Source organism: Streptomyces globisporus (genome assembly GCF_003501885.1).
GTDB classification, from domain to species: Bacteria; Actinomycetota; Actinomycetes; order Streptomycetales; family Streptomycetaceae; genus Streptomyces; species Streptomyces globisporus_D.
The window spans coordinates 1-21,160 of sequence record NZ_QWFA01000106.1 but is presented as its reverse complement, the minus strand read 5'-3'; the positions used below and the strand labels follow the sequence as shown (position 1 = coordinate 21,160).

General features: G+C 72.8%; 16 protein-coding genes. 8 read left to right on the top strand and 8 right to left on the bottom strand.

Annotated features, from left to right (window positions below; translation table 11 throughout):
* The 7 genes from infB to D3105_RS20100 all read left to right on the top strand — a co-directional run.
* Window positions 1–2,625: translation initiation factor IF-2 (infB, locus tag D3105_RS20130; RefSeq protein ID WP_240646966.1), on the top strand; the 2,625-nt coding region annotated here is incomplete at its 5' end.
* 199 nt (window positions 2,626–2,824) lie between these two features.
* Entirely contained in the window at window positions 2,825–3,118 is a 294-nt protein-coding gene (locus D3105_RS20125) for a DUF503 domain-containing protein (RefSeq protein ID WP_030588044.1), read from the top strand.
* A 36-nt stretch (window positions 3,119–3,154) separates the two neighbouring features.
* A complete protein-coding gene (gene rbfA / locus D3105_RS20120) occupies window positions 3,155–3,637 on the top strand; it encodes a 30S ribosome-binding factor RbfA (protein ID WP_010061881.1) in 483 nt (160 codons plus the stop codon).
* Window positions 3,634–4,533 (top strand): tRNA pseudouridine(55) synthase TruB, encoded by a 900-nt coding sequence (truB, locus tag D3105_RS20115; protein ID WP_118904504.1) that lies wholly within the window; start codon window positions 3,634–3,636, stop codon window positions 4,531–4,533. Before rbfA ends, truB begins: the two co-directional genes overlap by 4 nt.
* Window positions 4,534–4,780: 247 nt before the next feature.
* Complete coding sequence (locus D3105_RS20110) at window positions 4,781–8,323, top strand: serine protease (RefSeq protein WP_118904503.1); 3,543 nt, start codon at window positions 4,781–4,783, stop codon at window positions 8,321–8,323.
* Between the two features lie 43 nt (window positions 8,324–8,366).
* Window positions 8,367–9,323, top strand: coding sequence for a bifunctional riboflavin kinase/FAD synthetase (locus tag D3105_RS20105; protein ID WP_118904502.1), 957 nt, complete (start codon window positions 8,367–8,369; stop codon window positions 9,321–9,323).
* A 49-nt stretch (window positions 9,324–9,372) separates the two neighbouring features.
* Window positions 9,373–10,503 (top strand): XdhC family protein, encoded by a 1,131-nt coding sequence (locus tag D3105_RS20100; protein WP_118904501.1) that lies wholly within the window; start codon window positions 9,373–9,375, stop codon window positions 10,501–10,503.
* Here D3105_RS20100 and D3105_RS20095 read toward each other — a convergent pair whose 3' ends face one another.
* Window positions 10,504–11,820 carry an MFS transporter gene (locus D3105_RS20095; protein WP_118904500.1) on the bottom strand — a complete coding sequence of 439 codons (1,317 nt, stop codon included), beginning with the start codon at window positions 11,818–11,820 and terminating at the stop codon, window positions 10,504–10,506.
* Window positions 11,817–12,452, bottom strand: coding sequence for an ArsR/SmtB family transcription factor (locus D3105_RS20090; RefSeq protein ID WP_118904499.1), 636 nt, complete (start codon window positions 12,450–12,452; stop codon window positions 11,817–11,819). Before D3105_RS20090 ends, D3105_RS20095 begins: the two co-directional genes overlap by 4 nt.
* A 173-nt stretch (window positions 12,453–12,625) precedes the next feature.
* Between D3105_RS20090 and D3105_RS20085 the strand changes: the two genes are divergently transcribed.
* Entirely contained in the window at window positions 12,626–13,186 is a 561-nt protein-coding gene (locus D3105_RS20085; protein WP_118904498.1) for a dihydrofolate reductase family protein, read from the top strand.
* Window positions 13,187–13,198: 12 nt separating this feature from the next.
* Here the strand turns inward: D3105_RS20085 and D3105_RS20080 are convergent, their stop codons facing one another.
* From D3105_RS20080 to D3105_RS20055, 6 genes are all read right to left on the bottom strand, one after another.
* Window positions 13,199–14,236 carry an oligopeptide/dipeptide ABC transporter ATP-binding protein gene (locus tag D3105_RS20080; RefSeq protein WP_118904497.1) on the bottom strand — a complete coding sequence of 346 codons (1,038 nt, stop codon included), beginning with the start codon at window positions 14,234–14,236 and terminating at the stop codon, window positions 13,199–13,201.
* Window positions 14,233–15,309, bottom strand: a complete 1,077-nt coding sequence (locus D3105_RS20075) for an ABC transporter ATP-binding protein (protein WP_118904496.1) — start codon at window positions 15,307–15,309, stop codon at window positions 14,233–14,235. The genes D3105_RS20080 and D3105_RS20075 overlap by 4 nt, the downstream gene beginning before the upstream one ends.
* The gene (locus D3105_RS20070; protein ID WP_412080955.1) at window positions 15,306–16,259 is read right to left on the bottom strand and encodes an ABC transporter permease; all 954 of its coding nucleotides are present in this window, start codon (window positions 16,257–16,259) and stop codon (window positions 15,306–15,308) included. Before D3105_RS20070 ends, D3105_RS20075 begins: the two co-directional genes overlap by 4 nt.
* A gap of 8 nt (window positions 16,260–16,267) precedes the next feature.
* Window positions 16,268–17,359, bottom strand: coding sequence for an ABC transporter permease (locus D3105_RS20065; RefSeq protein ID WP_118904495.1), 1,092 nt, complete (start codon window positions 17,357–17,359; stop codon window positions 16,268–16,270).
* A 3-nt stretch (window positions 17,360–17,362) separates the two neighbouring features.
* On the bottom strand, window positions 17,363–19,240 hold the full coding sequence (locus D3105_RS20060; protein ID WP_118904494.1) for an ABC transporter substrate-binding protein: 1,878 nt from the start codon (window positions 19,238–19,240) through the stop codon (window positions 17,363–17,365).
* A 218-nt stretch (window positions 19,241–19,458) separates the two neighbouring features.
* On the bottom strand, window positions 19,459–21,160 hold a 1,702-nt coding region (locus D3105_RS20055), incomplete at its 5' end, for a MinD/ParA family ATP-binding protein (RefSeq protein WP_165891049.1).

Here is a 21,160-nt window from a genome sequence, read left to right as displayed (position 1 = left end):
CCCGGCCCCCGTCCCACGCCCGCCCGTCCGGCTCCGGCCGGCGGTCAGCGTGACGGTGGCCAGCGTGACGGCGGCCGTGGTGGCGAGCGTGGCGGCGACCGCCCCGCGCGTCCCGCCGGCCAGGGCGCCCCGCGCCCCGGCGGCGCCCGTCCGGCCGGTCCCCGTCCGGGCAACAACCCCTTCACCTCCGGTGGCTCCACCGGCATGGCGCGCCCCTCGGCGCCCCGTCCCGGCGGTGCCCCGCGCCCCGGTGGCGGTCAGGAGCGCCCCGGCGCCCCGCGTCCGCAGGGCGGCCCCGGTGGCGCCCCGCGCCCCCAGGGCGGTCAGGGTCAGGGCGGTGCCCGTCCCACTCCGGGCGGCATGCCCCGTCCGCAGGCTCCGCGTCCCGGCGGCGGTCCCGCCGGTAACCGCCCGAACCCGGGCATGATGCCGCAGCGTCCCGCTGCCGGCCCGCGTCCCGGTCCCGGCGGCGGTGGCCGCGGTCCCGGCGGTGGCGGTCGTCCCGGCGGTGCCGGTGGCGGTCGTCCCGGTGGCGGCGGCTTCGCGGGTCGTCCCGGTGGCGGCGGCGGTGGCGGCTTCGCCGGCCGTCCGGCCGGTCCCGGTGGCGGCGGCGGTGCCGGTCGTCCCGGTGGTGGCGGCGGCTTCGGCGGTCGTCCCGGCTTCGGTGGCCGTCCGGGTGGTCCCGGTGGCCGTGGTGGCACGCAGGGTGCGTTCGGCCGTCCCGGCGGTCCGGCGCGTCGTGGCCGTAAGTCGAAGCGGCAGAGGCGCCAGGAGTACGAGGCCATGCAGGCCCCGTCGGTCGGCGGCGTCATGCTGCCCCGCGGCAACGGACAGGCCGTCCGGCTGTCGCGCGGCGCCTCGCTCACCGACTTCGCGGAGAAGATCAACGCCAACCCGGCGTCGCTCGTCGCCGTGATGATGAACCTCGGCGAGATGGTCACCGCCACGCAGTCCGTTTCCGACGAGACGCTCCGGCTTCTCGCCGAGGAGATGAACTACGTCCTGGAGATCGTCAGCCCCGAGGAGGAGGACCGCGAGCTGCTCGAGTCCTTCGACATCGAGTTCGGCGAGGACGAGGGCGGCGAAGAGGCCCTGGTCTCCCGTCCGCCGGTCGTGACCGTCATGGGTCACGTCGACCACGGTAAGACCCGACTTCTCGACGCGATCCGCAAGACCAACGTGGTCGCGGGCGAGGCCGGTGGCATCACCCAGCACATCGGTGCCTACCAGGTCACGACCGACGTCAACGACGAAGAGCGCAAGATCACCTTCATCGACACCCCGGGTCACGAGGCGTTCACCGCCATGCGTGCCCGTGGTGCGAAGTCGACCGACATCGCGATCCTCGTGGTGGCGGCCAACGACGGTGTGATGCCCCAGACGATCGAGGCGCTGAACCACGCCAAGGCGGCCGAGGTGCCGATCGTGGTCGCGGTCAACAAGATCGACGTCGAGGGCGCCGACCCGACCAAGGTGCGCGGTCAGCTCACCGAGTTCGGTCTGGTGGCCGAGGAGTACGGCGGCGACACCATGTTCGTCGACATCTCCGCCAAGCAGGGCCTCAACATCGAGGCGCTGCTGGAGGCCGTCGTCCTCACCGCCGACGCCTCGCTCGACCTGCGGGCCAACCCGAACCAGGACGCGCAGGGTATTGCGATCGAGTCCCACCTCGACCGCGGTCGCGGTGCCGTCTCGACCGTCCTGGTCCAGCGCGGAACGCTGCGCATCGGCGACACGATGGTCGTGGGCGACGCCTACGGCCGCGTGCGCGCCATGCTCGACGACAACGGTCAGAACGTGCAGGAAGCGGGTCCCTCGACCCCCGTCCTGGTGCTCGGTCTCACCAACGTCCCGGGCGCCGGCGACAACTTCCTGGTCGTCGACGAGGACCGTACGGCCCGTCAGATCGCCGAGAAGCGTGCCGCCCGCGAGCGCAACGCCAACTTCGCCCGCAAGGGCGTCCGGTTCTCCCTGGAGAACCTGGACGAGGCGCTCAAGGCCGGTCTGGTCCAGGAGCTCAACCTCATCATCAAGGGCGACGCGTCCGGTTCGGTGGAGGCTCTCGAGTCCTCGCTGCTCCAGCTCGACGTCGGTGAAGAGGTCGACATCCGGGTCCTGCACCGCGGTGTGGGTGCGGTCACCGAGTCGGACATCAACCTGGCGACGGGTTCCGACGCCATCGTGATCGGCTTCAACGTGCGCGCCGCAGGGCGTGCCGAGCAGATGGCCGAGCGCGAAGGCGTGGACGTCCGGTACTACTCGGTCATCTACCAGGCGATCGAAGAGATCGAAGCGGCCCTCAAGGGCATGCTCAAGCCGGAGTACGAAGAGGTCGAGCTCGGCACGGCGGAGATCCGCGAGATCTTCCGCTCGTCCAAGCTGGGCAACATCGCCGGTGTGCTGGTCCGCTCCGGCGAGGTCAAGCGCAACACCAAGGCGCGCCTGCTGCGCGATGGCAAGGTCATCGCGGAGAACCTCAACATCTCCGGTCTGCGCCGCTTCAAGGACGACGTCACCGAGATCCGTGAAGGCTTCGAGGGCGGTATCAACCTCGGAAACTTCAACGACATCAAGATCGACGACGTCATCGCGACGTACGAGATGCGCGAGAAGCCGCGAGGCTGATCCCACGGGGGTTCGCAAGGATCCGCAGGGAATTAGGAAGGGTTCCGGGAGTCCGCTCCCGGAGCCCCTCCACCGAGGTCGGAGCCGGTCGACGGGTCGTATTTCCGTCGATCGGCTCCGGCCGTTCCGGTACGGTTCTGATGTCCCCGGCAAGCTCTGGCGGGGCACGAACCCGAACCGGCGGGACATCCGGACACACATGTATGTGGGGACCCTGTCCTTCGATCTGCTTCTCGGCGACGTACGGTCGTTGAAGGAGAAGCGTTCCGTCGTCCGCCCGATCGTCGCCGAACTCCAACGCAAGTTCGCGGTGAGTGCGGCCGAGACCGGCGGGCAGAATCTCCACCGCAGGGCCGAGATCGGTCTTGCCGTGGTCTCCGGTGACACCGGACACCTCACGGACGTGCTGGACCGCTGCGAGCGGCTGGTCGCGGGACGCCCCGAGGTTGAGCTGCTGTCGGTCAGACGGCGGCTGCACAGTGACGAAGACTGACAGTCGAGCGAAATCAGAAGGAAGAGTGACGGACCGGTGACCGACAACGCGCGGGCCCGCAAGCTGGCCGATCGCATCCAGGTCGTGGTCGCGGAGACCCTGGACCGGCGAATCAAGGATCCGCGGCTGGGATTCGTGACGATCACGGACGCCCGGGTCACCGGCGACCTGCGGGAGGCCACGGTCTTCTACACGGTCTACGGCGACGACGAGGAGCGTGCGGCCTCCGCGGCCGCGCTGGAGAGCGCCAAGGGCGTTCTGCGCTCCGAGGTGGGCCGGCAGACCGGGGTCCGGTTCACGCCGACCCTGGCCTTCGTGCCGGACGCCCTCCCGGACAACGCCCGCACCATCGAGGACCTCCTCGACAAGGCGCGGGCCAAGGACGCGGAGGTGCGCCAGGTCTCCACCGGAGCGACGTACGCCGGTGAGGCCGACCCGTACCGCAAGCCCGAGGACGAGGACGACGAGGCGGACACCCCCGGCTCGACCGACAAGAACGAGGGCCCCGCCTCCGCATGACCGAGCAGACCACCACGCCGGACGGTCTTGTCATCGTCGACAAGCCGTCCGGCTTCACTTCGCACGACGTCGTCGCCAAGATGCGCGGCATCGCCCGCACGCGACGCGTCGGCCACGCCGGCACGCTGGACCCGATGGCGACCGGGGTCCTGGTGCTCGGCGTCCAGCGGGCCACCAAGCTCCTGGGCCACCTCGCCCTGACCGAGAAGGAGTATCTCGGCACGATCCGGCTCGGCCAGGACACCGTCACCGACGACGCCGAGGGCGAGATCACCTCGTCCACGGACGCCTCCGGGGTGACCCGGGAGGGCATCGACGCCGGGGTGGCCGAGCTGACCGGCGCGATCATGCAGGTGCCGTCCAAGGTCAGCGCCATCAAGATCGACGGCAAGCGGTCCTACGCACGGGTGCGCGGCGGCGAGGAGTTCGAGATCCCGGCCCGCCCGGTGACCGTCTCCTCCTTCCGCGTCTACGACGTCCGCGAGGCCGTCGCCGAGGACGGCACCCCCGTCCTCGACCTGGTCGTCTCCGTCGTCTGCTCCTCGGGGACGTACATCCGGGCGCTGGCCCGCGACCTCGGCGCCGGGCTCGGCGTGGGCGGCCATCTGACCGCGCTGCGCCGCACCCGGGTCGGCCCGTACGGCCTGGACGCGGCCCGCACCCTGGACCAGCACCAGGAGGAGCTGACCGTGATGCCGGTCGCCGACGCGGCGAACGCGGCCTTCCCCCGCTGGGACGTCGACGAGAAGCGCGCCAAGCTGCTCCTCAACGGCGTACGGCTGGACATGCCGGCCTACCCGCCGGGGCCGGTCGCGGTCTTCGGGCCCGACGGCGCGTTCCTCGTGCTCGTCGAGGAGGAGAAGGGCAAGGCCAAGAGCCTCGCCGTCTTCGCCTGACCCTTGGCGTGGCCGGCAGACGTACTGACTGCTCGTCGCCGACGCGCCGACTGCTTGTCGTGGAGCGGGCACCACCCCCCAACCGGTGCCCGCTCCACCCTTTCCCCTCCCCGGCACCATCTCTGCTCCTCGGGGGACACGCTTATTCACCCCATTGGACGGGCGCTCGGAGTGAACAGCGGGGGCGCGGGGGGCGCTTTCCCCGTCCCCGCGCTCCGGGCGATCACCGGCGGCCTACCGTCGGACCATGGGCAGTGGGGACCGGTCGAAGCTGGTAAGAATCTGCGATCAGGCCGGCCGGCCGCGAGGGACGGGATTCGTCGCGGACGAGCGCGGCACGGTCGTCACCGCTCATCAGGCCGTCCTCTCCCCGGGCCCGCTCCTCCTCCACGGAACCGGCGGGCGCACCTGCTCCGTCGCCCCCGACGACATCACCGCGCTGCCCGCCCTCGGCCTCGCCCTCCTGCGCACCGGCGGGCCCGGCGCCCTCGACGCCGAGCCGCTGCCCATCGCCGGGCGCGACCGCGTCGAGCCCGGCGGTTACGTCGACATCGCCGCCCACGGACGGCGCGAGGCCCGCGTGCTCGGCACCACCCCCGCCACATACACCGCACCGGACGGCGTCGGCCACCCGGTCCCCGCCGCCCTGGAGCTGGCCCTCGGCACCGACGGGCGCGACGCCCTGCGCTCCGGCGGCGCGGCCGTCGGCGGGCCGGTCACCGACCCGGCCACCGGCGTGGTCCTCGGCATCCTCAGCACCACCCTCACGGCCCCGCACGAGGCGGCCGGCCTCGCCCTCCCGATCACCCGGGGCACGGACGACACCCTGGACGCGCTGCTCCGCCGCAACGCCGCCGTCGCCCCCGCCTACGGCCCCCACCTCAACATCGCCGGAGCCCTCCAGCTCACCGCCACCTCCGTCGCCTCCGCGGACGGCCCGAAGGCCCGCACCGCGCCGGTCGAGCGCGCGGACGTCCACGCCGAGCTGGGCGCCTTCGCCGCCGGTACGGGCCTGGTCCTCGGCCTCGTCGGCGCACCCGGCACCGGCCGCACCACGGAGCTGGCCGCCCTCGCCGCCCGCCGCGCCCACGGCGCGCCCGCCCCCACGCTCTGGCTGCGCGGCGCGGACCTGCTGGCCGAGGACGTCTCGATCGCGGACGCCGCAAGCCGTACGCTCACCCGCTCCGCCCGGATCGTCACGGCGGCGGGCGCCCACGGCGACATGAGCACGGCCACCCCGGAGCGCGTCGCCAAGCTCGCCGCCGACGCCGGACACCCGCTCCTGGTGGTGCTCGACGGCCCCGAGGAGATGCCGCCGCTGCTCGCCCACCGGCTGGCCGACTGGACGCGCTCCACCCTCGGCTGGCTCCGCGAGAACGCCGTCCGGCTCGTCGTCGCCTGCCGCCCCGAGCACTGGGAGACCGCGGGCGCCCTCTGGCCCCCGGACGCCCTGCACCGTCCGCACCGCCCCGCCCGCCGTCTGCCGCCCGCCCTGCGGGTGGCCGACCTCACCCCGGAGCAGGCCGAAAGCGCCAAGGAGGCGTACGGCATCCCGCCCACCGCCCTGGCACCCGGCCACGACCGCCACCCGCTGACCCTGCGGCTCCTCGCCGAGGTCCGCGCCGCCCTGCCGCCCGGTGTGCCCGGCCGCCCCGACACCGAGGATGTCTTCGGCGCCCACCTCGACCTGCTGTGCGTGCGCGCCGCCGTCCGGATCGCGGCCGCCGCCGACGAACAGCCGCGCGGCGCGGCCGTGCGCCGGCTGGCCGCCCGGGTGGCGGGCCAGGTCCACGAGGCGGCCCGCCGCTGTCTGGGCCCGGGCCAGGGCGAACTGGACCGGGCGGCGTTCGAGGAGATCTTCCCCTGGCGCACCGGCTGGGCCTCCGCCGTGCTCACCGAAGGACTCCTCGTCCCCGCCGGGGCGGGCTACCGCTTCGCCCACGAGGAGCTCGGCGACTGGGTGCAGGGCGCCCACCTCGACCTGGACGCGGCCCTGCGCTCCCTCGTGCACCGCTGGCACCGGGGCAGCGGCGGGAGGTTGCGTCCGCCGAACGCTGAGGGCGAACCCCGCAGCCTGCCCGTGCCCCGGCACCGCATCGGGCCGGTGATCCAGGCGATGGTGCTCCTCGGCCGCCGCCAGGGCACCGCCGCCCTCGCCCACCGGATGGCCGACCTCATCGAGGCGCTGGACCGGCTCTGGACCGACGAGGGCCCGCGCGACGAGGACGCCGCGTGGTGGGCGGCCCACCTCCTGGGCGGCAGCCTGCTGCGGGTGCCCGACGCCCGCCCGTATCTCGGCGTCCTGCGGGTCCTCGCCGGACGCATCACCCGCCGCTCCGCCGCCCCCGGAGGAGCCGGGGACCTCGGGGCGTACGGCGAGTTCGGGCCCTGGTTCTGGCGGCGGCTCCGGCTGCCCGAGGAGGACCGGATCGACCTGCTCCGCCGCCTGGTGCCGGCCGACGGGCTGCCCCGGACCGACGGCGACGAACGGTATCTGGACGCGGTCGCCCGCCGTCTCGCCCTGGACGCCCCGGCCGTCCAGCCGCTGCTGTGCCGCTGGTTCACCGACGAACGCCCGCTGCTCGTGGGCCCCGACGCACCGGACGTCCCTCTGCGCCCCACCGTCGCCGCCGCCGCGCAGGCCCTGCTGTACGCCCGCCGCGAGCTGGACCTCGACGGCCTCACCGACGCGCTGGTCGCCACCCCGCACACCCGGGCCGGCGAGCTGCTCGCCGCCCTCGCGGAGGACGAGCCCACCGCCCTCTGCCGGGCCGTCGAGCGCTGGGCCCGCGACGAGGACCGCCCGGCCCGCCGCTCCGCCGCCGCCCGCTACGCCGGACTCCTCCAGCAGCGCGTCACCGCCGAGGGCGACCGGGCCCTGCTGCGCTCCGCCGCCGAGATCCTGCTGGACCGCCCCGAGGACGCCGAGCTGCACGCCGCCGCCCACACCCTCCTCGTCCGCGACCCGAAGACCCGGGGCCGCCACCTCCCGGGCGCGCTGCGCGCGTTCGCCGCCGGTGACCCCCGGCTGCCCGTCGAACTGCTCGCCGAGGTGTTCCCGTCCCACCAGGAGCCGGTCCTCGCCGCCCTCCGCGCCCGTCTCGCCCGCCCCGGCGACGCCGGGGGAGCGGTGCTGCGGGCCCTGGCCGGCCTCGACACGCCCGCGCTCGCGCTGCACGTCGCCGGGCTCGTACGGGAGTACATCGACGCCCACCCCGACGACGGCACGCACGCCGCCGAGTACGTCGACCTCCGCCTGGAGCACGGCCCGGCCGCCCGCGCCCTCCTGCTGCCCCTGGTCACCGGGCTGCTGAGGGACCGGCCCGCACCGCCCCCGGTGCGCGCCGCGCTCGCCGCCGTCCTCGCCGGGCCCGGCAGCGCGGACTCCCGGCCGCTGCGGGCCGAGCTGCTGGAGGTGCTGCTGGAGTTCGAGCAGACCACCGGCCGGAACCCGGACGTGCTGGAGGCCCTGCTCCGGGCCGCCGCCCGGGGCTCCGAGCGCCGCCCCGAGATCCGTACCCGCGCCCTCGTCCACCGCACCGGCATGCTGCTGGTCCGCACCCCCGAAGGCGCCGCCCGCTTCGACCGGGGCCTGGTCGAGTGCGCCCGCGCCGTGCCCGGCTTCGCGGCTCTCGTCACCCACTGGCTGGCCGACGCCCCCGAGGAGTGGGCGGCGGTCGTGGGCCCGAGCGCCCGGCGCACGGTGGAGGCGTTGGAGACATCACGTCCATCGATGCCGATGCCGATGCAGGCGGCGGGACGTGAGCATGGCAGTCTTAGACCTGCGTAATCGACATACACACGTACACAGGTTCGGGCGAGGAGCGGTCACAGTGCAGCGCTGGCGTGGCTTGGAGGACATCCCCCAGGACTGGGGGCGCAGCGTCGTCACCATCGGCTCCTACGACGGCGTGCACCGCGGCCACCAGCTGATCATCGGCCGGGCCGTCGAGCGCGCCCGTGAGCTGGGCGTCCCGTCGGTCGTCGTCACCTTCGACCCGCACCCCAGCGAGGTCGTCCGCCCCGGCAGCCACCCGCCGCTGCTCGCCCCGCACCACCGCCGCGCGGAACTGATGGCGGAGCTGGGCGTGGACGCGGTGCTGATCCTTCCTTTCACCGCCGAGTTCTCGAAGCTGTCGCCCGCCGACTTCATCGCGAAGGTCCTCGTCGACCGCCTCCACGCCAAGGCCGTCATCGAGGGCCCCAACTTCCGCTTCGGCCACAAGGCCGCGGGGAACGTCGCGCTGCTGACCGAGCTGGGCGCCACCTACGACTACACCGTCGAGGTCATCGACCTGTACGTCACCGGCGAGGCGGGCGGCGGACTGCCGTTCTCCTCCACGCTCACCCGCCGCCTGATCGCCGAGGGTGACGTCGCCGGGGCCGCCGAGATCCTCGGCCGCCCGCACCGCGTCGAGGGCATCGTGGTGCGCGGCGCGCAGCGCGGCCGCGAGCTGGGCTTCCCCACGGCCAACGTCGAGACCCTGCCGCACACCGCGATCCCCGCCGACGGCGTGTACGCCGGCTGGCTGGAGGTGGACGGCGAGTCGATGCCCGCCGCGATCTCGGTCGGCACGAACCCGCAGTTCGACGGTACCGAGCGGACGGTGGAGGCGTACGCCATCGACCGCGTCGACCTCGACCTCTACGGGCTGCACGTGGCCGTCGACTTCCTCGCGTACGTCCGAGGCATGCTGAAGTTCGACTCGATCGACGACCTCCTGGTCGCCATGGCCGCCGACGTGAAGCGCTCCAGCGAGCTGACCGCCGCGTACGACCGCACCCACTGACGCACTCGTCGGCCGTGCGTTCCGCCCGGGGACGACGGATGCTGGCAGGGTGCGCGACATCCTGCCCGACCTCCGTGCCCGGTGCGCCGACGGCGTCCCCCTCGCCCTGGCGACCGTCGTCGCCGTGCACGGCAGCGCACCCCGCGACCCCGGCGCCGTCATGGCCGTCGACGCGGCGGGCGCGGTGGTGGGCAGCGTCTCCGGGGGTTGCGTCGAGGGAGATCTGTACGAGGTCGCCCGCGAGGTTCTGGACGGTGCGGGGCCGCGCCTGGTGGCGTACGGGATCAGCGACGACGAGGCGTTCGGCGTCGGGCTGACGTGCGGCGGCACGATCGAGGTCCTGGTGCGCGCTTACGTCTCCACAGCCGAACTGGCGGATCTCCGTGCCCTGCTGGACCTGATCGCCGCGGACCGGCCGGTGGCCGAGGCGACCGTCCTGTCCGGCGCGGCGGAGACCGGGGCCCGCCTGGTGGTCCGCCCCTCCGGCGCCGGGTCCACCAAGGGCACGCTCGGCTCCGAAGGCCTCGACGCGGCCGTCACCGACGACGCCCGCGGACTGCTGGCCCAGGGCCACACCGCGACCCAGTGGTACGGGGCGCACGGCCAGCGCCGGATGCAGGAAGTGGCCGTCTTCATCCGGACGTACGCCCCGCCGCCCCGCATGCTGGTCTTCGGCGCGATCGACCACGCGGCGGCCACCGCCCGCATCGGCTCGTTCCTCGGCTACCGGGTCACCGTCTGCGACGCCCGCCCCGCCTTCGCCACCCGGGAACGCTTCCCCACGGCCGACGAGGTGGTCCGCGCCTGGCCGCACACCTACCTGGAGTCCGCCGAGGTCGACGCCCGCACGGTGATCTGCGTCCTCACCCATGACCCGAAGTTCGACGTGCCCCTGCTCCTCGCGGCCCTGCGCACGCCCGCCGCGTACATCGGCGTGATGGGCAGCCGCCGCACCCACCACGACCGGCTCGCCCGGCTGCGCGAGGCCGGGGCGGACGAGGCGGCCCTCGCCCGCCTCGCCTCACCCGTGGGCCTCGACCTCGGAGCCCGTACGCCGGAGGAGACGGCGGTCTCCATCGCCGCCGAGGTCATCCAGCACCGCTGGGGCGGGACGGGGCGGCCGCTGGGGGAGCTGACGGGGGCGATCCACCACCCGGGCGGGCCGGACGGGACGCGCTGATCAGGGCACCGTCTTCGCACCGTCCCGAGCCGGCTCCTCCTGCGGTGCGCCGTCATCGCGGGAGCGGTCCATGGCCCGCCACTCCGGCCGCAGTCCGGCGAGGGTGGTGGTGAGGAAGTACGCGGCCCCGCAGACGAGCAGCACCGGAGTCAGTCCTGCGGCCGTCACCGCCGCCCCGGCGAGCAGCCCGCCGAGCGGGATGCCGGACCAGGCCAGCGAGTCCCCGAGGGCGTTGACCCGGCCCAGCATCCGGCGCGGCACGCGCTCGACGAGCACGGCGCCCAGCACGGGGTTGATGAACCCGGCCCCGAACCCGCTGACGGCGAAGACCGCCAGCACCGCGCCCAAGGGGGCGTCCACCGCGAGGACCAGGAACCTCGGGGCCCCGGCCAGGAGGAACCCGACGAGGAACACCGCTCTGCGGGGCAGCCGGTGCGCGGCCATCGCGGCGATGAGGCTCCCGCCGGCCGCGGCGGCCCCCATTGCCGTGCTGACCAGGCCGATCGCCGCCGGTCCTTTCCCGGACTCCGCGGCCCACACGGGGACCATCAGGGTGGTCATGGCCGCGTCCAGCAGATTGGTGATGCCGACCACGACGATGACGGCGAGGAGCAGCGGATCGCCGCGCAGGAAGGTGAAGCCCTCGCCGAACCGCCGCCAGTAGCCCGGTTCCTGGGCGTCGGCGGGTGCTGACGGGTCCACGACCGGATGCCCCATGCCGCGCGGCAGCGCGACCGAGACGATCACCGAACCGAGGACGAAGCAGCCCGCGTTGACGACCAGTCCGGTCATGGGGCCGAGCAGCGCCACCAGGGCGCCGCCCGCGGCCGGGCCGATGGTGGAGGCGAGCCGCTCGATCACGCCGGACAGACCCATGGCCCGCTCCAGAGGTGTTCCGGCGCGCTCGGCGGCCTCCGGGACCATGACCTCTTTTGCCAGGTCGCCCGGACCGCGCGCGGCCCCGATCACCGCGACCAGGCCCAGCAGGACGGGGAAGGAGAGCTGGTCCAGAGTGTGCAGCAGGGGGATCGCCGCTGCGGCGGCCGCGCTCGCCAGGTCCGTGGTCCAGGAGACGGTCCGTGGGCCCGTGCGGTCCACCAACGGGCCGGACAACGCCTTGACCAGGACGTACGGTGCCATCTCGCAGAAGGCGACCAGCCCGGTCCGGGTGGCGCTGCCCGTGGTGACGAGGACGAACCAGGGCAGGGCGATCAGGGAGATCCGGGTGCCGGTCACGGAAGCGGCGACGGCCGCAAGCACCCCGGCCAGCGGTCGTAAGGACCGCTTGCCCGACAGGGGCGGCCCTTCGTGCGTCACGGTGTCTCCGCTTCCGGGGCGGGTGTGTTCAGCTCGGGCAGGATGTGGGTGATGACGCCGACGCGCTCCGCGCCCGCCGGGGCGGTCGCCGCGTTCTCCGGGGTGTCACGCCGGTAGCGACCGATGACGTCCCCCAACTCCTGGTAAAGCGCGGCGGTTTCCTCGGGTGTGAGCCGCAGGGCCCAGTCGCTCAGATCGAACCTCTCCCGCCAGACGCGGGGCATCGTCTGCAGCTCGTTCAGCGTCTGCCGGGCACGCAGGGAGTAGATGGAGGCGACGGACTGCTGGTAGGCGAGGGCGGCCTCCGGTTCCCGCTCGGCCAGTTCCGGGTCGTTGAACCAGGTCGTCCGATGCACCGAACGCCACCAGCGCTCGCGGGCGTTGCCGCGTTCCGTGTCCTCCTCGACGAAGCCCGCCGCGCCGAGCTGACGCAGGTGGTAGCTGGCCGTCCCGGAGTTCACCCCCAGCCGCTCCGCGAGCCGGGTGGCCGTGGACGGGCCGTGCTTCCGCAGCAGCCCGACCAGCTGCACACGGACCGGATGCGCCATGGCGCGCAGCCCCTTGGCGTCGAGGACGACCGATGCCTCGTCCAGTGACGGGTCGTCGGAAGGGTGCGGGGTGTTGTCAGTCATGCGGCAGATTCTAGACCGCAAAGAGTCCTTCGCAAAGGGTTCTTCGCGAAGAACTCTTTGCGGTCCGTGGTGGTCGGGGTGCCGACGCACGCCGACCGATGAGTTCGGCGGTGCGTGGCGGTCATCATCTGCGGGACCGCCGGAAGACGCGCGTCCGTACCGAAGGAGATGCCGTGGCCAAGCTCATCTACTCCATGATCACCTCGCTCGACGGTTACGCAGAGGCGGCGGAGGGCGGCCTCGGCACCGGGGCCGAGGATCCGGAGGTCCACACCTTTGTCAACGACCTCTTCCGGCCGGTGGCCACCTATCTCTACGGTCGGCGGATGTACGAGACGATGGTCTACTGGGAGACCGCGCTCGACGAGCCCGACCAGCCGCCGCACATCGCGCAGTACGCCCGCGACTGGCAGGCCGCGGAGAAGGTCGTTTACTCCACGACGCTCGACTCGGTGTCCAGCGCGAACACCCGTATCGAGCGGTCCTTCGACCCGGACGCGGTACGCCGGCTCAAGGACGAGGCGGACGCCGACCTCACCGTCGACGGCCCGAACCTCGCGGCCCAGGCCATCGCGGCGGGTCTGGTGGACGAGTACCACCTGTTCATCACCACGAGCGTGGTCGGCGGCGGCAAGCGGTTCTTCCCCGACGGCGTGCGCCTCGACCTCGAACTGGTCGAGGAGCGCGCCTTCGCCGCGAGTGGGCTGATCTACGCCCGCTACCGGAAGCGCTGAGTGCCACCGGCCTCAGGCCGTCGGTACGTCGGTGGACCCGCCCTCGCCCTCCCCGGCGCAGGCCGCCGCCCAATGGCACGCCACCTGGGCCTCCCCGCCCCCGCTCAGCACCGGCAGATCCACCGTGCGGCAGGCCTCCGCCACCCCCGCTCGCTCCGCCTCGCCCGAGGCCAGGACCTGGCAGCGGACGTGGAACCGGCAGCCGGAAGGCACCTTCGAGGGATCCGGCGGCTCACCGGCCAGCACGACCGGTTCGCCCTCCGCCTCCGGGAGGACGGACAGCAGGGCCCGGGTGTACGGGTGCTGAGGAGCCGTGAGCAGTTGCTCGACCGGGCCCGTCTCGACGATCCGGCCCAGATACATCACCGCCACCCGGTCCGCGATGTTCCAGGCGAGCCCGAGGTCATGGGTGACGACGAGCGCCGAGAGGCCCAGTTCGTCCCGGAGGCGCAGCAGGAGCGCCAGGATCTCGCCCCGTACCGACGCGTCCAGCGACGCCACCGGCTCGTCGGCCACGATCAGCTCCGGCTCCAGCACCAGGGCCCCGGCGATCACGACGCGCTGGCGCTGACCGCCCGACAGCTCGTGCGGGAAGCGCAGGAAGAACCGCTCCGGCGGGCGCAGGCCGGCCCGGGAGAGGGCCTCCGAGACGGCCGCCCGCTCGTCGCCCGTGTACCCGTGGATGCGCAGCCCCTCCGCCACCGCGTCGTACACCGTGTGCCGGGGGTTGAGCGAGCCGCTCGGGTCCTGGAGGACCAGCTGCACGCGTTTGCGGTACGCCTTGAGCGCCCGGCCCGCGTAGTCGAGCGGGGCGCCGCCGAAGGTGACCCGGCCCGAGGTGGGCGGTACCAGGCCGAGCAGGGACCGGGCGAGCGTCGTCTTGCCGCAGCCGGACTCGCCGACCAGCGCGACGATCTCGCCGGGCCGGATGTCCAGGTCGACGCCGTCGACGGCCCGGGCGGTGGCGGCCCCGCGCCGGCCGGGGAACGCGACCTTCAGCGTCTCGGCGCTGAGGAGGGGCGTGGCGCCGGTCGCAGGGACGGTGCTCATGGGGTGCTCCTCGTGTCGTCGGCCCCCGGGGAGACCGGTTCGTCCACCAGGACGCAGGCCGCCCGGCGCTCCGCCCCGGCCTCCCGCAGCTCCTGGTCCTCGGTGGCGCAGACGTCCAGCGCCACCGGGCACCGCGGGTGGAACGTACAGCCGCCCGGCAGCGCCGCCGGATCCGGCGGGTCGCCCGGCAGCCCGCGTGGGGCGTGCCGCGAGGACAGGTCCCCGATCCTCGGGAACGCGGCGGAGAGGGCCTTGCCGTACGGGTGACGGGCGTCCGCGTACACCTGCCGCGCGGGGCCCTCCTCCACGACCCGGCCCGCGTACATCACCGAGAGCCGGTCGCAGGTGTCGGCGAGCACCGCGAGGTCGTGGCTGATCATGATCAGGCCGACGTTCTGGTCGGACACCAGCTGCTCGATCAGGCGCAGGATCTGCGCCTGGATCATCACGTCCAGCGCGGTCGTCGGCTCGTCCGCCACGATCAGCCGCGGATCGCAGGCGAGCGCCATCGCGATCATCACGCGCTGACGCTGCCCGCCGGACAGCTCGTGCGGATACGCCAGCGCGCGGGCGGCGGGCAGGCCCACCTGTTCCAGCAGCTCGCCGGCGCGCTTACGGGCGGCGGCCGGGGTGGCCTTGGTGTGCAGCAGGATCGGCTCGGCGATCTGGTCCCCGACCCGGTGCACGGCGTTCAGCGAGTGCATCGCGCCCTGGAAGACGATCGACGCGCCCGCCCAGCGGACCGCCCGCAGCCGCCCCCACTTCATGGTGAGGACGTCCTCGCCGTCGAGCAGGATCTCCCCGGTGAGCTTCGCCGTCGGAGGCAGGAGGCGGAGCAGGGCCAGGGCCAGGGTGGACTTCCCACAGCCGGACTCCCCGGCGATGCCGAGCTTCTGTCCGGCCTCGACCCGCAGATCGACGCCCCGGACGGCGGGGACGGCGTCGGCCCCGCCGCCGTAGGTGACGGTCAGGTTCCGCACCTCCAGGAGCGGCGGATCGCCGACCGGCTCCGACAGGCCGGGCGAGCCGGACGGGTCCGGGTTCGGCGTGGTGGTCGTGGTCGTGGCGGTCAACGGGACACCCCCAGCTTGGGGTTGAGCACGGACTCGATGGTGCGGCCGCACAGCGTGAAGGCGAGGGCGACCACGGCGATGGCGAGTCCGGGCGGAGCGAGGTACCACCAGTTGCCGGAGCTGACCGCGCCGGCCTCACGGGCGTCCTGGAGCAGACCGCCCCAGGAGACGATCGTGGGATCGCTGAGCCCGAGGAAGGCGAGGGTCGCCTCGGTGAGGATGGCGGTGGAGATCACGAGCGTGGTCTGCGCCAGCACCAGCGGCATCACATTGGGCAGGACGTGGCGCGACATGATGTGCCCGTGACCGCCGCCGAGCGCCCGCGAGCGTTCGATGTAGGGGCGGGACTCGACGGACAGCGTCTGGGCGCGGACCAGCCGGGCGGTCGTCGGCCAGGTCGTCACGCCGATCGCCAGGATCGTCGTCCAGATCGACCGGGAGAGGACCGTGGCCAGGGCGATGGCCAGCACGAGGGTCGGCATCACCAGGAACCAGTCCGTCACCCGCATGATGACGGTGGCGTACCACCCCTTGAAGTGGCCCGCGGTGATCCCGATCAGGGTGCCGATCGCCACCGACAGGAACGCGGCGAGCAGCCCGACCGTCAGCGACACCCGCGTCCCCCACAGCATCAGGGCCAGCAGGCTGCGCCCGAACTGGTCGGTCCCGAGTGGGAATTCACCGCTCGGCTCCTCCAGTGGGCCGCCCGGGGCGTTCGTCACGCTCTGCGAGTCGGCCCCGACCAGCAGCGGGGCGGTCAGCGCCAGCAGGGCGATCACCGCGAGCACGGCGAGCCCGACGAGACCGGCGCGGTGCGTGCGGTACTGCCGCCAGAAGCGGGCCACGGCCTGCCGCCGCCGCGCCCGGGTCAGAGTGCGCGGGCTCTGTGCCCGCACATCCCCGGGGGGCTTGCGGGCGTCCGGCTCCTGAGGTTCGGAGGGCTTCTCCATCGACGTCGTCATCGGCCCACCCGGGGATCCAGCAGCGGATAGATCACATCGGCGAGCGTGTTCATCAGGATCACCGCGGCGGCGAACACGAAGAACAGCGCCTGCACCAACGGCAGGTCGGGCACGCTCAGCGCCTGGTAGAAGAGGCCGCCGAGGCCCGGCCAGGAGAACACCGTCTCCACCAGGATCGCCCCCGCCACCGTCGTACCGAGGTTCACGAAGAGCAGGGTGACCGTGGGCAGCATCGCGTTCGGCACGGCGTGCCTGCGGCGGACGAGGTCGTCGCGCAGCCCCTTGGCGCGGGCCGTGGTCAGGTAGTCGCTGCCCATCTCGTCGAGCAGCGAGGAGCGCATCACCAGCAGGGTGCGCGCGTACTCCACGGCGACCAGTGTGACGACGGGCAGCACCAGGTGGTGGGCGATGTCCAGCACCCGGTCGAAGCCCTCGGTGTCGCCGGACTCCATACCGCCGGTCGGGAACATCCCGGGGATCGGGCCGATGCCCACCGACAGGGTGATGATGAGGAGCAGACCGAGCCAGAACGAGGGCACCGAGTACAGCGTCAGCGCGAACGCCGTGTTGGCCCGGTCGCCGGCACTGCCGTTGCGCCACGCGGACCGCGCGCCCAGCCAGATGCCGAGCAGCGTGTAGATGACGAAGGCGGTGCCGGTCAGCAGCAGCGTGGCGGGCAGCGCCTCGGTGATCTTGTCGACGACCGGGGCGCGGAACTGGTACGACGTACCGAAGTCGCCGGTCAGCGCCTTGCCGCAGTACTGCGTGAACTGCTGCCACAGCGGCAGGTCGAGCCCGAACTCACGGCGCATCGCCGCGATCTGTTCGGTCGACACCTGACGGCCGCCGGTCATCTGCTTGACCGGGTCGCCGGGGATCAGCCGGAAGAGGAAGAAGCTGGTGACGAGGACGGCGAAGAGGGAGACGGCCGCCCCGGCGAGCTTGCCCGCCGCGTAGCGGGCGTAGGCGGCCGTACTGCGGGAGCGCGGGGAGCGGGCCGACGGCCCGGCCGGAGCCGGGCCGCCGGATGTGGTGCTCTCCACGCCCGCCGCGCCCTTCAGCAGGGCGGGAGTGCTTTCTGAGCTCATGGACTATTCACGGTCTTCCGCGGTGGAGCGGCGACGCATGGCGAACAGGAGTCCGCCACCGGCGAGGACGACGACGGCGATCCCGACCCCGATGAGCACCCCGGTGGAGGAGCCACCGGAGTCGGAGGAACCGGACGAGGAGGCCCCGGCGGCCGGGACCGCCGACCACCAGCTCCAGTAACCGTCCTGGCCGTAGATGTTGCCCGCGGCCGACGGCATGGTGGTGATGGACTCGATGTGGTCGGTGCGGTAGGCCTCGACGGCATTCGGGTACGCCATGACGTTCATGTACCCGGTGTCGTACAGCCGTGACTCCAGTTGCTTGACCAGATCCGCCCGCTTGGCGGGGTCGTACTCCGCCAGTTGCTTCTTGTAGAGGTCGTCGTACTGCTTGTCGCAGATGAAGTTGTCGGTCGCGGCCGACTCCTTGGCCTTGGACGGCAGGGCGGCGCAGGTGTGGATGGAGAGGACGAAGTCGGGGTCGGGGTTGACGGACCAGCCGTCGAAGGCGAGGTCGTACTCACCGGCGTACCAGGGGTCGGAAACGTTGTCGAGGCAGTCGACCTTCAGCCCGATGCCCTGCTCGCCCCACCACTCCTGGAGGTACTTGCCGATCGCCTTGTCGTTGGGGTCGGTGGCGTGGCAGAGGATACGGAAGTCGAGCGGCTTGCCGTCCTTGCCGACGCGCTTGCCCGCGCCGTTCTTCTCGTACCCGGCCTCGTCGAGGAGGGAGGCCGCCTTCGCCGGGTCGTAGGCGAGCTTCTGACCGTCCGCCGGCTTCCAGAAGTAGTCGCCGAAGCGCGGCGGGATGTAGCCCTCGCCCTCGACGGCGTGCCCCTGGAAGACCTTGTCGATGATGGTCTTGCGGTCGACCGCCATGAACAGCGCGTGCCGCACCTTCTGGTCCAGCAGCGCCGGGTGGCCGTCGCCGAACTTCTGCCCGTCCTTGGTCCGCGCCCCGGGGTTGACGGCGAGCGCGAAGAAGCGGCGGCCCGGGGCGTCGTTCACCTTGATGTCCGCGGCGTTCTTCAGCGAGGCGGACTGGGCGGGCGTCAGGCTCGGGCTGCCCGCGACGAAGGAGACCTCACCCTTGCGCAGGGCGGCCACGGCCGCGTCCTGGTCCTTGTAGTACCGGAAGACCAGCTCGTCGAACTTGGGCGACCCGCGCCAGAAGTCCTTGTTGGCCTTCAGCTTCACATAGCTGTCGACCTTGTAGTCCGTCAGGATGAACGGACCGTTCCCCACGACGGGGAAGTCCTTGTCGTTGTTGAACTTCGAGAAGTCGCCGACCTTCTCCCAGACGTGCCGGGGCACGATCGGGACGTCGAGCGCGGCCATCGTGGCCTGCGGCTCCTTGAGCTTGATGACCAGCTTGTCCTTGCTGGGGGCGGTCACCTTCTCGAAGTTGCCGACGAAGCTGCCGTTGGAGGTGGCCGCGCCCTCGTCGGTCATCATCTTGTTGAACGTCCAGGCCGCGTCCTCGGCGGTGGCCTGCTGCCCGTCGGACCATGTGGAGTCCGAGCGGATCGTGTACGTCCACGTCAGCTTGTCCGCGGAGGGCTCCCACGCGGTGGCCAGACCCGGGATCGCCTTGTTGTCCTTGGGGTCGTAGTTGGTGAGGTAGTCGTACATCAGCCGGTGGATGCTCGTGCTGACGAGCCGCTGCGCCAGGAACGGGCTGAGGGAGTCGACGCTCTGTGCGACGGCGACCGTGAGCGTCGTCTTCCCGTCGTCGGCGCGGGCCTCGGAGGGCGCGGGCGCGAGCGGATTGCCCGGGACGACGGACCCGGCGGCGAGCGCCAGGGCGGCCGCTCCGGAGGCCAGCAGGAGGCGTAGGCGTCGGCGTGGCCGGACGGAGTGGTGAGGAACTCTTGTGACCATGGACGGGGACCTCGCGTCATCACTCGCTGAAGAAGGCGGGCAGATCTCTGGTTCGCCAGTTGGTGAAGCGAAGGTTTATCAGCGGTGGTCGAGGCTCGTCAACGGTGTGTCAAACCGCGTGTGGGCTGCGGGAATGCGGAAGGGCTCGCACCGCGTGAGCGATGCGAGCCCTCATTGGTCTCAACCACTTCGGCTGTTCCGGCGGCCCTGTTGCCGGCCTACTGCTGCGGTGCCGGCGGCGCCTGCGGAGGCGTCTGCTGCCACCCGGCGGGAGGCACGGGGCCCTGCAGATCGGGCTGGCCTGCCGGGTTGGCCTGTCCGCCCTGCTGCTCCGGCAGCCCCTGCTGCGGCACGCCTGCCCCGGGCCCGCCCTGCGGGGGAGGCGACTGCTGCCACCCGTTCTGCGGACCGCCCGGCACCGCCTGCGGCGGGTAGGGGGCCTGGGGCGCCCCCGGCTGACCGGCCGTCTGATATCCCCCGTACGGCGGCTGCCCGCCGTAGGGCTGACCGTTGTAGGGCTGCTGCGGCGGCTGGCCATGCTGACCCTGCTGGGGCTGGCCGGGGTGCTGCGGGTGGTGGGGCTGCGGCGCGTAGGGCTGGCCGGGGCCGGGCTGCTGCGGTGCGTACGGCTGCTGGCCCGGGGGCTGCTGACCAGGGATCGGCTGTCCTGCTGCGGGCTGACCGGGCTGACCGGGGGCGCCCGGCTGCCCCGGCATCGGCTGGCCCGGGACCTGCTGGCCCGGGGCCGGGTAGCCCTGCTGTCCGGGCATCGGCGGGGCGAACTGCGGCGGCGGGTTCTGGCCGTCCGCCGTCCACAGCCCCTGCTGCTGCTGGGCGCGCGCGAAGTCCTCGGCCACCAGCGCCGAGAGGTGGAAGTACGCCTCACGGGTCTTGGGCCGCATCATGTCGAGGTCGACCTCGGCGCCCGCCGCCAGGTGCTCGTCGAACGGCACGACGACGACACCGCGGCAGCGCGTCTCGAAGTGCTGCACGATGTCGTCCACCTTGATCATCTTGCCGGTCTCGCGGACCCCGGAGATGACGGTGAGCGAACGCTGCACCAGGTCCGCGTACCCGTGCGCCGAGAGCCAGTCCAGCGTCGTGGAGGCGCTGGAGGCCCCGTCGACCGAGGGGGTCGAGATGATGATCAGCTGGTCGGCGAGGTCCAGGACCCCGCGCATCGCGCTGTAGAGCAGCCCGGTGCCGGAGTCGGTGAGGATGATCGGGTACTGCTTCCCGAGCACCTCGATCGCGCGCCGGTAGTCCTCGTCGTTGAACGTCGTCGAGACGGCCGGGTCCACGTCGTTGGCGATGATCTCCAGACCGGAGGGCGCCTGCGAGGTGAACCGGCGGATGTCCATGTACGAGTTGAGGTACGGGATCGCCTGGACCAGGTCGCGGATGGTCGCCCCGGTCTCGCGGCGCACACGGCGGCCGAGCGTACCGGCGTCCGGGTTGGCGTCGATGGCGAGGATCTTGTCCTGCCGCTCCGTGGCCAGCGTCGAACCGAGGGCGGTGGTCGTGGTGGTCTTGCCCACGCCGCCCTTGAGGCTGATGACGGCGATGCGGTAGCAGGACAGCACCGGCGTGCGGATCAGCTCCAGCTTGCGCAGCCGCTCGGCCTCCTCCTTCTTGCCGCCCAGCTTGAACCGGGAGGCGGCGGAGGGGTTACGGCTGCTCTTGGCCTTCTGCTTGCCCCGCACCAGCCGGTCGGAGGAGAGCTCGACGGCCGCGGTGTACCCGAGCGGGGCGCCCGGCACCGACCGCTCGCGCTGGTCGTGCGCGACGGGGGTGGGCCAGGCGCCGCCCGCACGCGGGTCGACGGGCTGCTGCTGATGCGGCTGGGGCTGGGCCTGTGCCGGGGGCTGCCCTTGAGCGGGGGGCTGGGGCTGGCCTTGGGCCTGGGGCTGTGCCTGGGCT

Coding starts and splice junctions, on each gene's coding strand:
- D3105_RS20125 (WP_030588044.1), top strand. CDS start 2,825: ATGTATGTGGGGACCCTGTCCTTCGATCTGCTTCTCGGCGACGTACGG.
- truB (WP_118904504.1), top strand. CDS start 3,634: ATGACCGAGCAGACCACCACGCCGGACGGTCTTGTCATCGTCGACAAG.
- D3105_RS20110 (WP_118904503.1), top strand. CDS start 4,781: ATGGGCAGTGGGGACCGGTCGAAGCTGGTAAGAATCTGCGATCAGGCC.
- D3105_RS20090 (WP_118904499.1), bottom strand. CDS start 12,452: ATGACTGACAACACCCCGCACCCTTCCGACGACCCGTCACTGGACGAG.
- D3105_RS20080 (WP_118904497.1), bottom strand. CDS start 14,236: ATGAGCACCGTCCCTGCGACCGGCGCCACGCCCCTCCTCAGCGCCGAG.
- D3105_RS20070 (WP_412080955.1), bottom strand. CDS start 16,259: ATGGAGAAGCCCTCCGAACCTCAGGAGCCGGACGCCCGCAAGCCCCCC.
- D3105_RS20065 (WP_118904495.1), bottom strand. CDS start 17,359: ATGAGCTCAGAAAGCACTCCCGCCCTGCTGAAGGGCGCGGCGGGCGTG.
- D3105_RS20060 (WP_118904494.1), bottom strand. CDS start 19,240: ATGGTCACAAGAGTTCCTCACCACTCCGTCCGGCCACGCCGACGCCTA.